We start from the raw sequence: 13,444 nt of genomic DNA on the forward strand, positions 1-13,444 counted from the left end.
GATGCGCCGGGTTTTTTGTTCGAGCAGGGAGAGGCTTAATAGATCACTTTATGGCCGTAGCTTTCCAGGATCCCCTTCACGCGATCCATGGTGTCGGCCTTCGGCGGATGGACGCCGTCCAGCTTGTATTCTTCACCCATCGCGATCCATTTGTGCTTGCCTAGCTCGTGGTAAGGCAACAGCTCGATCTTCTCGATATTGGTCATATCCTTGGTGAACTCACCGAGCAGATGCGTCGATTTATCATCATCAGACCAGCCCGGCACCACCACGTAGCGGATCCAGGTGCGTTGATTACGTTTGGCCAGATAACGGGCAAACTCCAGCGTGCGATGGTTGGAAACTCCCACCAGGTTCTGGTGAATATCGTCATTCATCTGTTTCAGATCGAGCATCACCAGGTCGGTGGTATCCAGCAGTTCATCAATCACCGGGTCGTAACGGCGGACAAAACCGTTGGTGTCCAGACAGGTGCTGATCCCTTCTTTGTGACAGGCGCGGAACCAGTCGCGAACAAATTCGGCCTGCAGGATCGCTTCGCCGCCGGACGCCGTTACGCCACCGCCGGAAGCGTTCATGAAGTGACGGTAGGCCACGGTATCGGTCATCAGCTCTTCAACCGTGACCTCTTTGCCGCCGTGGGTGTCCCAGGTATCGCGGTTATGGCAGTACAGGCAGCGCATCAGGCAACCCTGGAAGAACACGATAAAGCGGATACCTGGGCCATCAACGGTGCCACAGGATTCGAAAGAGTGGATGCGGCCTTTCAAGGACATTGCGGGTTTCTCCAAAATCGACTGTCAAACGCAGTCTAAAATAGGCTGGTAACCGCCAGGCAGGGATCAACGATGTGGCGAAAAAAGGCGCCAGGTAAAACGATTCCTGTTGGCCGGTTACGTACCGGATCACTGTTTTGCCAGATATCCATGCAGTATATACCCATCGCAGGCTAAGCAGCAGCGTAGATACCTGGCAAAACAGACTCAAGACCAGAGTCAGGGGGTAGTTAGTAAAAAGGCCGGAATATCCGGCCTTGGTAAGATTTGTTCAGCGGGGCAGAGCGATCCCGCCCCGGAGAAACCGCGATTAGATCGACTGGGTGAAAGTACGAGTAATCACGTCTTGTTGCTGTTCTTTGGTCAACGAGTTGAAGCGCACAGCGTAACCCGATACGCGGATGGTCAGCTGAGGATATTTCTCAGGGTTTTCCATCGCGTCCAGCAGCATTTCACGGTTCATCACGTTCACGTTCAGGTGCTGACCGCCTTCGATGGACGCTTCGTGGTGGAAGTAACCATCCATCAGACCCGCCAGGTTGGCTTTACGCACGTCGTCATCTTTACCCAACGCGTTAGGCACGATGGAGAAGGTGTACGAGATACCATCTTTTGCATAGGCAAACGGCAGTTTGGCTACGGAGGTCAGAGAAGCTACAGCACCTTTCTGATCGCGGCCGTGCATTGGGTTGGCACCAGGACCAAATGGAGCGCCTGCACGACGACCATCTGGGGTGTTACCGGTTTTCTTACCATAAACCACGTTAGAGGTGATGGTCAGCACGGACTGAGTTGGTACCGCATTACGGTAGGTACGCAGTTTCTGAATTTTCTTCATGAAACGTTCTACCAGGTCACAAGCGATGTCATCTACGCGAGAATCGTTGTTACCGAACTGCGGATATTCACCTTCGATTTTGAAGTCGACAGCCAAGCCGTCTTCGTCACGGATGGTGGATACTTTGGCGTACTTGATGGCAGACAGGGAGTCGGCTGCTACGGACAGACCCGCGATACCACAAGCCATGGTGCGATAAACATCACGGTCATGCAGAGCCATCAGCGCAGCTTCATAGCTGTACTTGTCGTGCATGTAGTGAATGATGTTCAACGAGGTCACATACTGCTTGGCCAGCCAGTCCATGAAGTGGTCCATACGCTCCATGACTTTGTCATAGTCCAGCACGGTGTCCATCATTGGGGCTTCTTTCGGGCCAACCTGCATTTTCAGTTTTTCATCAACGCCGCCGTTGATTGCGTACAACATGGTTTTCGCCAGGTTGGCACGCGCACCGAAGAACTGCATTTGCTTACCGACAATCATCGGGCTGACGCAACAGGCGATGGCATAGTCATCGTTGTTGAAGTCTGGGCGCATCAGGTCGTCGTTTTCATACTGTACGGAGGAGGTGTCGATAGACACTTTCGCGGCGTATTTTTTGAAGTTCAACGGCAGTTTTTCAGACCACAGGATGGTCATGTTTGGCTCTGGAGATGGCCCCATGGTGTACAGCGTGTTCAGGAAGCGGAAGCTGTTTTTGGTTACCAGCGTACGACCATCAACACCCATACCTGCCAGAGATTCTGTTGCCCAGATTGGGTCACCAGAGAACAGCTCATCATACTCAGGAGTACGCAGGAAGCGAACCATACGCAGTTTCATGACCAGGTGGTCGATCAGTTCTTGCGCTTGCAGTTCGGTCAGTTTACCGGCCTTGATATCGCGCTCAATGAACACGTCCAGGAAGGTAGATACGCGGCCGAAGGACATGGCTGCACCGTTCTGGGATTTCACCGCGGCCAGGTAGCCGAAGTAGGTCCACTGTACGGCTTCTTGAGCGGTGCTGGCTGGGCCAGAAATGTCGTAGCCGTATTTGGCGGCCATTTCTTTAATCTGAGCCAGGGCACGGTGTTGTTCAGCAATTTCTTCGCGCAGCTGGATGGTCATTTCCAGATCTTCGCCATTTTCCAGACGGGTCTGCAGAGACTTGAACTGGTTCAGCTTGTCGGCCATCAGGAAGTCGATACCGTACAAAGCAACGCGACGGTAGTCACCGATGATACGGCCACGGCCATACGCATCTGGCAGACCGGTCAGCACGCCAGACTTACGGCAGTTCAGGATGTCTTTGGTGTAAACATCGAATACGCCCTGGTTGTGGGTTTTGCGGTATTCGGTGAACACTTTCTTCACTTGTGGATCCAGTTCACGGCCATAAACCTTGCATGAACCTTCAACCATCTTGATGCCGCCGAATGGGATCAGCGCGCGTTTCAGAGGAGCATCGGTCTGCAAACCAACGATGGTTTCCAGATCTTTGTTGATATAGCCCGCATCATGAGAAGTCACGGTGGAGACGACGTTGGTATCGAAATCAACTGGCGCATGGGTGCGGTTTTCCAGTTTGATCCCTTCCATAACCTTGTCCCACAGAGTGGTAGTGGCTTGACTTGCGCCAGCCAGGAAGGATTCATCACCCTCGTAAGGAGTGTAGTTTTTCTGGATGAAGTCACGTACGTTGACTTCTTTCTGCCAGTCACCTTCGCTGAAACCTTGCCAAGCGGTCGCTAACTTCTCGTTAAGTTCGGTCATTATACACCTACCTTCTAATGTGGATTTCTTTGTAAACCCGGCGCTGTGCCAGCCAACAGATTAATGATTCTGTTTGCCGCCACGCAGATAAATTACCCAGTAAGTCAACCCAACCAGTAGACCACCGCCAATGATGTTACCGATGGTGACGGGGATCAGGTTGTCGATGATAAAGTTGCTTACGGTCAGATGAGCGAATTGCTCGGGTGCTGCCCCCACGGCTTGCCAAAACTCTGGCGTGGCAAAGTGCTTAACCACTATACCCATAGGGATCATAAACATGTTGGCGATACTGTGCTCAAAGCCGCTGGCGACGAACATGGCTACCGGCAGGATCATGGCGAACATCTTGTCCATCAGGCTGCGGCCGGAGTAGCTCATCCAGACGGCCAAGCAAACCATCAGGTTAGCCAGGATACCCAGACAGACGGCTTCTATAAAGGTGTGGTGCAGTTTATGGTCGGCGGTTTGCAATACGTTCAAACCCCACAGGCCATTGGCTGCCATATACTCGCCTGAGAACCAGATCAGCGCAACGAAGAACAGGGCACCAATCAGGTTGCCAATATAGACGTTTAACCAGTTAAGAGCCAGTTGCCCCCAGGTAATACGCCCGCTGGCTTTGGCAATCACGGTCAGTACGGTGGAGGTAAACAGGTCCGCCCCGCAGACGACGACCAGCATTAACCCCATGGAGAAACAGATACCACCCACCAGCTTGGCGAGGCCGAAAGGAATGGCGGCGGTGCCGGTGGTCGCTGTGATATAAAAAACAAAGGCGATAGAAATGAACACACCTGCGGTGATCGCTAAATAAAAAGTCGTCAGCGGATGCTTGGTGGCTTTATAAACCCCCGCATCCTCGGCAACTTTCGCCATCGCGGCAGGTAACAGCATATCGAAGGGGTTGTCAGCTCTCACACTAACTCTCGCTCTTAAGGGTTATTACAACACACTGAGATACTAGCAAAGCAGTATAGGGTAAAAATTGACTTGGATCATAACGCGCGGAAGTAAAACGGCTTAAAACCGCAAAATTAGTAGGGTTTATTGAATTATATTATTGATTTTTATATAAAAAATATTTTTTAATGTTTACAAAAAATTTTGAAGTTAACGCCATTTTGGGGTGGGGAGAGTTAAATTTTTGTACTTATTGTCGCTTTTTGATGAATAAGCATTAATTGATGGTTAATTAATATTTCACGCTGACGTAACAATTGGCAATTTAATTATCCTGTTGGCTGATAAGTGCGCTTTTGATAAAAACATTCAACGCCAAGGTTTGCCTGTTTTTTGATCGGCAACCGAATCAAGGGTGCTTCTTTGGGAGTAACGCCGGTAAGGTTCTACCGGCGTATCAATCAGGCTTAAGCCTGCGCCCAGTGACGGCGTTTGGCCGTTTGCAGCTTTTCGTAAGCCGCCAACAGCGCTTGATGGGCCGGCAGGGCTTTCAATTCACTGTCGATGGCAAACAGGCCGTTGAAGCGCTCTTCGCCGCTCATGGCCGCAGAGGCCGCGTCAACCGCATCCTGACCATACATCTTCACGAAGGCTGTGTGATATTGGGCTGGGTCGCGTTCTGGCTCCAACGCCAACAGCAGCAGTGTCTGCAGGCAACGATAGTAGTTGCTGCGCTCCGGGGTAAACAGCGAGGCGTTGAACTCCTGCGTCCACTCGGCCCAGATCAGTGCCTGCTCGAGATCGCCACCGGCCAATGCCAGCATGGATTTCAGTTCGCCAACGCGCAGGGTGTACCAGGCGTTGTCTTTACCAGAGGCAATGCCCAGCAATTCACGTACGCGGGTGAAATCGTCCAACCCTTCATCATCCAACTGCTGGATCAGAGCCAGGTATTCTTCTGGCTCCCATTCGCTGCCCGGCAGTTGCAGCAGGGTTTCACGCAGGTGCGCGCCCATGCTGTTGTTTGCCAGTAGCAGGTCCTCTGCCGGATAGATGTCGGACATCCCCGGTACGATGATGCGGCAGGCGTACACGTCCAGGTGCTCGTAATCGGCGATGTACACTTCGGCATCTTCTTTATTAAAGATGCTCATCAGGGTGGCGAACTCTTCCTGCGTGCTGCCGCTGAAACTCCAGTCGACAAACGGATAGTCGGCATCCTGTTTGAACATATCCCAGGAGATCAGACCGCTGGAATCGATGAAGTGAGTTTCCAGGTTGGCGTGCTCGGCCACTTCTTCGTCGTCGAAGGTTGGGGCGGTAAACACATCCAGATCTTTCAAGCCGCGGCCTTGCAGCAGTTCGGTAACGGTACGCTCCAGCGCGACTCCGAAATCGGGGTGAGCGCCAAAGGAAGCAAAGCAGGTGCCGTTGGCGGGGTTGAACAACACCACGCAGATCACCGGATAGTTGCCACCTAACGAGGCATCATAAGAGAGGATCGGGAAGCCTTCGGCCTCCAGCTTGGCGATCGCCTCAACCACGTCAGGATAGCGGTTCAGCACTTCGCTCGGGATTTCCGGCAGGCTGATGGACTCGGCGATGATGCGGTTTTTCACATAACGCTCGAACACCTCGGAGAGACCCTGAACCCGCGCTTCGTTGGCGGTATTGCCAGCGGACATGCCGTTGGACACATACAGGTTGCCGATGATGTTCATTGGAATATAAACGGTCTGCTGATCCGATTGGCGGGTGAATGGCAGGGCGCAGATGCCACGATCGCTATTGCCAGACTGCAGATCGATCAGATCGCTGGCAGTCAATTCCTGCTCTGGATCGTAGAAGGCGTGGGTACGCTCATCCAGGATACCTTGTGGCAACCAGTTGTCAGCCGGGATCGGGAACCATTTCTCATTGGGATAGTGAACGAAATCGCCTTCGGCAATCTGTTGACCCAAATAGAAATCGGCGAAGAAATAGTTGGTCGACAGGCGCTCGAAATATTCGCCCAGCGCGGACGCCAGCGCGGCCTTCTTGCTGGCACCCTTACCGTTGGTGAAGCACAGCGGGCAATCGCGATCGCGGATATGCACTGACCAGACGTGTGGCACCGGATTCAGCCAGGAGGCTTCTTCGATATTGAAACCCAGATCGGTTAATTTCTGCTGAAAACGGGCGATGGAGTCTTCCAGCGCAGCGTCTTTGCCAGGAATAAAAGTTTGCGTCATTGTCTTCACTTATGTGGCGTACTAAAAACGCGCAATGATACGGGGTTTTGTTCCCAAGCTCCACGTATTCCTAAAGCCGATCAGATGTCACAGTAATTATGTGGATAAAGACGATAATTCAGCGGGTTATCAATAACGGAGAAACGTAATGAAATCAGTGAAACTCAGCGTGTTGGCACTACTGTTGGCCGGGGTTTGCGGCTCGGCACTGGCGTTACCTAATATCACCTTGCTGGCCACCGGCGGTACTATCGCTGGCGGTGGCGACTCGGCCACCAAGTCCAACTACACCGCAGGTAAACTGGGCGTAGAGGCATTGGTGGATGCAGTGCCAGAGTTGAAAAAGGTTGCCAACGTCCAGGGCGAGCAGGTGGTCAACATCGGTTCCCAGGATATGAATGACGAAGTCTGGCTCAAGCTGGTCAAGAAGATTAATGCGGACTGCGCCAAAACCGATGGCTTCGTGATCACTCACGGTACCGACACGCTGGAGGAGACTGCCTATTTCCTGGATCTCACCGTCAAGTGCGATAAGCCGGTAGTGATTGTAGGGGCGATGCGCCCGGCAACGGCCATGAGTGCCGATGGCCCATTTAACTTGTATAACGCCGTTGTCACAGCCGCTGACCCTCAATCGGCCAAGCGTGGCGTGCTGGTGGTGATGAATGATACGGTGCTTGATGGCCGCGACGTAACCAAAACCAATACCACCGGCGTACAGACTTTCCAGTCGCCTAACTTTGGCCCGCTGGGGTATATCCATAACGGCAAAATCGACTACCAACGTTCGCCACAGCGCAAGCACACCAGCGAAACGCCGTTTAACGTCGACCAGATGAGTACGCTGCCGACGGTCGGTATTATCTATAACTACGCCAACGCATCGGATGCGCCCGCCAAGGCGCTGATCGCCGAAGGTTATCAAGGGATTGTCAGCGCCGGGGTGGGTAACGGCAACCTGTATAAAACCGTGTTTGATACGTTGGCCACGGCGGCCCATAACGGCGTAGCGGTAGTGCGTTCTTCCCGCGTGCCTACCGGCTCCACCACCGAAGATGCGGAAGTGGATGATACTAAACTCGGTTTTGTGGCAGCTGGAACGCTGAATCCACAAAAAGCGAGAATTTTGCTGCAGCTGGCATTAACTCAAACCAAAGACGCCAAACAGATCCAGGCGATGTTTAATCAGTATTGATCCCTGACTCAAGTGGGGGCGTAATGCCCCCATTTTCCCCGCCCTGACTATGCTGTAGGAAATCTCTTTTCGCAGGAACGATTTCATGCAGGTATTTGATAGCCAAAGAATGGCATTTGACGAGACGATGGTGATGTACGTTTTTCCACCTGGTTGATGAATGGTTCGCGGCCCTGGCCCATAGCCGTGTTAGCTGAATACAGCACAAAAAACCGCGTTAACCCGCTGAATACCCCAGTGTCACAGCGTTTTATGGCATAAATAAACTCTGAGGCCGCAGAGCCTGTTATTTGCGGTCTCGCCAGTTTCCCACCCTTGGAACAATAAGCATTGCAGCCGGGTTACGTGAGTGATAAAACCGATAGAGTTGGTTAACATCAGCGTTAACTTCGGGCATATGTCGAAAGCCGGTTTTTACGGCGCACAGTGAATGTGGTGAGGGGAAATGACTCAGGTTTATAATTTTAGCTCAGGCCCGGCGATGCTGCCGGTTGAAGTGTTGCGTCGTGCGGAACAAGAACTGTGCAACTGGCACGGTCTTGGCACTTCGGTGATGGAAATCAGCCATCGCAGTAAAGAATTCATCGCCGTCGCCGAACAGTCCGAACAGGATCTGCGCGATCTGCTGAAAGTCCCCGCCAACTATAAAGTGCTGTTCTGCCACGGTGGTGCCCGCGCGCAATTCGCCGCGCTGCCACTGAACCTGTTGGGTGATAACACCACTGCCGACTATATCGATGGCGGTTACTGGGCGCACAGCGCAATCACCGAAGCGGAAAAATACTGCCAGCCGAAGGTGATCGACGTTAAAACCACCGTTGACGGCTTAAGCGGCATCAAGCCGATGAAAGAGTGGCAACTGAGCGATAACGCGGCTTACGTGCACTATTGCCCGAACGAAACCATCGACGGTGTGGCTATCGATGAAACGCCAGACTTTGGCGATAAAGTGGTGATTGGCGATTACTCTTCGACCATCCTTTCCCGCCCGTTGGACGTTAGCCGTTTCGGCGTTATCTATGCGGGCGCACAGAAAAATATTGGACCGGCTGGCCTGACGCTGGTGATCGTGCGTGATGATCTGCTGGGTAAAGCACGCCGTGAAGTCCCGTCGATCCTGGATTACACCGTGTTGGCAGAAAATGACTCGATGTTCAATACGCCGCCAACCTTCGCCTGGTATCTGTCTGGCCTGGTCTTCAAATGGCTGAAAGAGCAGGGCGGCCTGGTGGAAATGCAAAAGCGCAACCAGGCCAAGGCCGAGTTGCTGTATAGCACTATCGATCAGTCGGACTTCTATCGTAGCCGCGTGGCCATTGCCAACCGCTCCTGGATGAACGTGCCGTTCCAACTGGCCGATCCTGCGCTGGATAAAGTGTTCCTGAGTGAAGCAGAAGCCATTGGCCTGCAGGCGCTGAAGGGCCACCGCGTAGTAGGCGGCATGCGTGCTTCCATCTATAATGCGATGCCGCTGGCGGGCGTGAAGACCCTGACCGACTTTATGGTCGACTTTGAACGCCGCCATGGCTGATTGCCACCGCCCGCATTGAACGGGCGGTCGTACCGCTGTTGTCCTTTTGCATTAAAGCGGCTCCGGCATTATCCCGGGGCCGTTTCGTTTATCAGATTCTGGAGAGTTTTGTTCACATGGTGGATTCCCTGACGTTACAACCGGTTGCTTTGGTCGATGGCACCGTCAACTTACCCGGCTCCAAGAGCGTATCCAATCGGGCTTTGCTACTGGCTGCGCTGGCGCGGGGAACGACCCGGCTGACCAACCTGCTGGACAGCGACGACGTGCGTCATATGCTGAATGCCTTGCAAGCGCTGGGGGTGAGTTACCAACTCTCCGACGATCGCACCACCTGTTCCGTTGAGGGCAACGCGGGTCCGTTGGTTGCCGCGCAGCCGTTGGAGCTGTTCCTCGGTAATGCCGGTACGGCAATGCGTCCATTAGCGGCGGCACTGTGCCTGGGTGAGGGCGACGTGGTGTTGACCGGCGAACCGCGCATGAAAGAGCGCCCGATTGGCCATCTGGTGGATGCTTTACGCCAGGGTGGAGCGCAAATTGATTATCTTGAACAAACCGATTATCCACCTGTGCGCCTGCGTGGCGGTTTCCGTGGCGGCGACGTCAGCGTTGACGGCAGCGTATCCAGCCAGTTCCTGACCGCCTTGCTGATGATGGCACCGTTGGCGGCCCAAGACACCGCTATCCATATTTTGGGTGAGCTGGTTTCCAAGCCTTATATCGATATTACTCTGCACCTGATGAGTACTTTCGGCGTTGAAGTCACGCACGACAACTATCGCGTGTTCCATATCCGTGGGCAGCAGACTTACCGATCGCCAGGCGACTATCTGGTGGAGGGCGATGCCTCTTCGGCATCCTATTTCCTGGCCGCTGCGGCGATTAAGGGCGGCACCGTGCGTGTTACCGGTATCGGTAAGAAAAGCGTGCAGGGCGATACCAAATTTGCCGACGTGCTGGAAAAAATGGGCGCGCGCATCACCTGGGGCGATGACTTTATCGAGTGTAGCCGCGGCGAGCTCAAAGGCATCGATATGGACATGAACCACATTCCAGATGCGGCGATGACCATTGCCACCACCGCGCTGTTCGCGACCGGGCCGACCACCATCCGCAATATCTACAACTGGCGGGTAAAAGAAACCGACCGTCTGGCGGCGATGGCAACAGAACTGCGTAAAGTTGGCGCCGAGGTTGATGAAGGTGAGGATTATATTCACGTCGTGCCGCCAAGCAAGCTGCAGTTTGCCGAGATTGGTACCTACAACGATCACCGCATGGCGATGTGCTTCTCGCTGGTGGCGCTCTCCGATACACCGGTGACCATTCTGGATCCGAAGTGTACCGCCAAGACCTTCCCAGACTATTTTGAGCAGTTGGCGCGTATCAGCCAGTTGGCCTAATATTCTCCATATCCGTTATCGATGGGCCTCGTTTGAGGCCTTTTTTACGCATTGGTGGCCATCTTTTCGGCAATCAGACAGTTCGCGGTAACAGTAAACTTCACAGGCGCGTATAATACGCCCCCGAATCTGCTCCTACTTGGGCAGAGAGCAGGCGTGTTCCTGTGAGGTTTCTACCTGAAGGAGAGAGAAATGACGGCTACAGTTCCGGTGATAACCGTTGATGGACCAAGTGGTGCAGGCAAAGGCACGTTGTGCAAGGCGCTGGCAGAATCCCTTGGTTGGCGTTTGCTGGATTCCGGCGCGATTTATCGCGTACTGGCCCTGGCAGCGTTGCACCATCAGGTGGATATCACCTCTGAAGAGGCGTTAGTCCCCTTGGCCGCCCATCTCGACGTCCGCTTTGTTGCTCAGGACGGCAAGCTGCAGGTTATTTTGGAAGGTGAGGACGTCAGTAATGAGATCCGCACCGAAACCGTTGGCAATACGGCTTCGCAAACGGCCGCATTCCCACGGGTTCGTGAGGCGCTGCTGCGCCGCCAACGCGCATTTCGCGAGGCCCCGGGCCTGATCGCCGATGGCCGTGACATGGGTACGGTAGTGTTCCCGGATGCGCCGGTTAAAATTTTCCTTGACGCCAGTTCCGAAGAGCGTGCGCATCGTCGCATGCTACAGTTGCAGGAAAAGGGCTTTAATGTTAACTTTGAACGTCTTTTAGCCGAGATAAAGGAACGGGATGACCGTGACCGTAATCGGGCTATTGCGCCACTGGTACCGGCTCTCGATGCCCTCGTGTTGGATTCTACCAGCATGTCGATCGAGGAAGTGATCCAGCGGGCGTTGGCATATGCACATGAAGTTTTGGCGTTGCCGCAGCAATAAGCGCGGCGGCGTTTTTAGCTTTTTGTTATATTTGTCATCGTACTGCATAGCAGTAACTGAATATATCGGGTAAAATTTTACCCCTGTAACCTAAACCTTGTCGGCAGGAAGCCAATGGCAAGGTATGTGAAACAACCCCATTCGGCGGGACGCTAAATGGACGTTAAACTATAGAACCCTGAAGATTAAACATGACTGAATCTTTCGCTCAACTCTTTGAAGAATCCCTGAAAACAATCGAAACCCGTCCGGGTTCCATCGTTCGTGGTGTTGTTGTTGCTATCGATAAAGATGTCGTACTGGTTGACGCCGGTCTGAAATCTGAATCTGCCATCCCGGCTGAGCAATTCAAAAACGCCCAGGGCGAGCTGGAAATCCAGGTTGGTGACGAAGTTGACGTTGCGCTGGACGCTGTTGAAGATGGCTTCGGTGAAACTCTGCTGTCCCGTGAGAAAGCTAAGCGTCACGAAGCTTGGATCACGCTGGAAAAAGCTTACGAAGAAGCTGAAACTGTCGTCGGTGTTATCAACGGCAAAGTTAAGGGTGGCTTCACTGTAGAGCTGAACGGTATTCGTGCGTTCCTGCCAGGTTCCCTGGTTGACGTGCGTCCAGTTCGCGACACTCTGCACCTGGAAGGCAAAGAGCTTGAGTTTAAAGTCATCAAGCTGGATCAGAAGCGCAACAACGTTGTTGTTTCTCGTCGTGCAGTAATCGAATCTGAAAACAGCGCAGAGCGCGATCAACTGCTGGAAAACCTGCAGGAAGGCATGGAAGTTAAAGGTATCGTTAAGAACCTCACTGACTACGGTGCATTCGTGGATCTGGGCGGCGTTGACGGCCTGCTGCACATCACTGACATGGCTTGGAAACGCGTTAAGCACCCAAGCGAAATTGTCAACGTGGGCGACGAAATCACTGTCAAGGTGCTGAAGTTCGACCGCGAGCGTACTCGTGTATCTCTGGGCCTGAAGCAACTGGGCGAAGATCCATGGGTTGCTATCGCTAAACGTTACCCAGAAGGCACCAAGCTGACTGGCCGTGTTACCAACCTGACTGATTACGGCTGCTTCGTGGAAATCGAAGAAGGCGTTGAAGGTCTGGTACACGTTTCTGAAATGGATTGGACCAACAAAAACATCCATCCGTCCAAAGTTGTTAACGTGGGCGATGTAGTGGAAGTGATGGTTCTGGACATCGATGAAGAGCGTCGTCGTATCTCCCTGGGCCTGAAGCAGTGCAAAAACAACCCATGGCAGCAATTCGCAGAAACCCACAACAAGGGCGACCGCGTTGAAGGTAAAATCAAGTCTATCACTGACTTCGGTATCTTCATCGGCCTGGACGGCGGCATCGACGGCCTGGTTCACCTGTCTGACATCTCCTGGAACGTTGCAGGCGAAGAAGCAGTTCGTGAATACAAGAAAGGCGACGAAATCGCAGCGGTGGTTCTGCAAGTTGACGCAGAGCGCGAGCGTATCTCCCTGGGCGTGAAGCAACTGGCTGAAGATCCGTTCAATAACTACCTGTCTATGAACAAGAAAGGTACTATTGTTACTGGTAAAGTCACTGCAGTTGACGCCAAAGGTGCTACAGTTGAATTAGCAGGCGGCGTAGAAGGTTACCTGCGTGCTTCTGAAGCCTCTCGCGACCGTATTGAAGACGCAACTCTGGTTCTGAACGTTGGTGACGAAGTTGAAGCTAAATTCACTGGCGTTGACCGTAAGAACCGCGTTGTAAGCCTGTCCGTCCGTGCGAAGGACGAAGCTGACGAGAAAGATGCAATTGCTACGGTTAACAACACCAAGCCGGAAGAAAGCAACTTCTCTAACGCTATGGCTGAAGCCTTCAAAGCGGCTAAAGGCGAGTAATGACGGGGGGCGGTTTCTGACCGCCCCGATACGGTAGTTTAGCTGCAAAGCTTGGAGGAACT

Annotated in this window: 9 protein-coding genes; 5 read left to right on the top strand and 4 right to left on the bottom strand. The window is 53.2% G+C overall.

Translation table 11 applies throughout. The features are described from left to right. Positions 1-35: 35 nt before the first annotated feature. From pflA to ycaO, 4 genes are all read right to left on the bottom strand, one after another. A complete protein-coding gene (pflA, locus tag ACKWMY_RS13805; protein WP_024484611.1) occupies positions 36-776 on the bottom strand; it encodes a pyruvate formate lyase 1-activating protein in 741 nt (246 codons plus the stop codon). A 310-nt stretch (positions 777-1,086) separates the two neighbouring features. Further along, positions 1,087-3,369 (bottom strand): formate C-acetyltransferase, encoded by a 2,283-nt coding sequence (pflB, locus tag ACKWMY_RS13810; protein WP_024484610.1) that lies wholly within the window; start codon positions 3,367-3,369, stop codon positions 1,087-1,089. 60 nt (positions 3,370-3,429) lie between these two features. Further along, positions 3,430-4,290 carry a formate transporter FocA gene (gene focA / locus ACKWMY_RS13815; protein ID WP_024484609.1) on the bottom strand — a complete coding sequence of 287 codons (861 nt, stop codon included), beginning with the start codon at positions 4,288-4,290 and terminating at the stop codon, positions 3,430-3,432. Between the two features lie 449 nt (positions 4,291-4,739). Beyond that, the gene (gene ycaO / locus ACKWMY_RS13820) at positions 4,740-6,503 is read right to left on the bottom strand and encodes a 30S ribosomal protein S12 methylthiotransferase accessory factor YcaO (RefSeq protein WP_409486456.1); all 1,764 of its coding nucleotides are present in this window, start codon (positions 6,501-6,503) and stop codon (positions 4,740-4,742) included. Positions 6,504-6,651: 148 nt separating this feature from the next. On the opposite strand from ycaO, the gene ansB reads away from it, so the two are divergent. The 5 genes from ansB to rpsA all read left to right on the top strand — a co-directional run bounded on the left by ansB (position 6,652) and on the right by rpsA (position 13,382). Continuing rightward, the gene (gene ansB / locus ACKWMY_RS13825; protein WP_024529856.1) at positions 6,652-7,698 is read left to right on the top strand and encodes an L-asparaginase 2; all 1,047 of its coding nucleotides are present in this window, start codon (positions 6,652-6,654) and stop codon (positions 7,696-7,698) included. A 445-nt stretch (positions 7,699-8,143) separates the two neighbouring features. Continuing rightward, positions 8,144-9,229 carry a 3-phosphoserine/phosphohydroxythreonine transaminase gene (serC, locus tag ACKWMY_RS13830; protein ID WP_024529855.1) on the top strand — a complete coding sequence of 362 codons (1,086 nt, stop codon included), beginning with the start codon at positions 8,144-8,146 and terminating at the stop codon, positions 9,227-9,229. A 116-nt stretch (positions 9,230-9,345) separates the two neighbouring features. After that, the gene (aroA, locus tag ACKWMY_RS13835) at positions 9,346-10,632 is read left to right on the top strand and encodes a 3-phosphoshikimate 1-carboxyvinyltransferase (protein ID WP_024529854.1); all 1,287 of its coding nucleotides are present in this window, start codon (positions 9,346-9,348) and stop codon (positions 10,630-10,632) included. A gap of 192 nt (positions 10,633-10,824) precedes the next feature. Next, complete coding sequence (cmk, locus tag ACKWMY_RS13840; protein ID WP_021804920.1) at positions 10,825-11,514, top strand: (d)CMP kinase; 690 nt, start codon at positions 10,825-10,827, stop codon at positions 11,512-11,514. Positions 11,515-11,705: 191 nt separating this feature from the next. After that, the gene (rpsA, locus tag ACKWMY_RS13845) at positions 11,706-13,382 is read left to right on the top strand and encodes a 30S ribosomal protein S1 (RefSeq protein WP_021804919.1); all 1,677 of its coding nucleotides are present in this window, start codon (positions 11,706-11,708) and stop codon (positions 13,380-13,382) included. Positions 13,383-13,444: the final 62 nt, after the last annotated feature.

The sequence above is a fragment of the Serratia sp. J2 genome (genome assembly GCF_046269175.1).
GTDB lineage: Bacteria > Pseudomonadota > Gammaproteobacteria > Enterobacterales > Enterobacteriaceae > Chania > Chania fonticola_C.

What these genes read in the sequence shown, in the direction of transcription:
- pflA (WP_024484611.1), bottom strand. Translation starts at nt 776, where the DNA reads ATGTCCTTGAAAGGCCGCATCCACTCTTTCGAATCCTGTGGCACCGTT.
- pflB (WP_024484610.1), bottom strand. Translation starts at nt 3,369, where the DNA reads ATGACCGAACTTAACGAGAAGTTAGCGACCGCTTGGCAAGGTTTCAGC.
- ycaO (WP_409486456.1), bottom strand. Translation starts at nt 6,503, where the DNA reads ATGACGCAAACTTTTATTCCTGGCAAAGACGCTGCGCTGGAAGACTCC.
- ansB (WP_024529856.1), top strand. Translation starts at nt 6,652, where the DNA reads ATGAAATCAGTGAAACTCAGCGTGTTGGCACTACTGTTGGCCGGGGTT.
- serC (WP_024529855.1), top strand. Translation starts at nt 8,144, where the DNA reads ATGACTCAGGTTTATAATTTTAGCTCAGGCCCGGCGATGCTGCCGGTT.
- aroA (WP_024529854.1), top strand. Translation starts at nt 9,346, where the DNA reads ATGGTGGATTCCCTGACGTTACAACCGGTTGCTTTGGTCGATGGCACC.
- cmk (WP_021804920.1), top strand. Translation starts at nt 10,825, where the DNA reads ATGACGGCTACAGTTCCGGTGATAACCGTTGATGGACCAAGTGGTGCA.
- rpsA (WP_021804919.1), top strand. Translation starts at nt 11,706, where the DNA reads ATGACTGAATCTTTCGCTCAACTCTTTGAAGAATCCCTGAAAACAATC.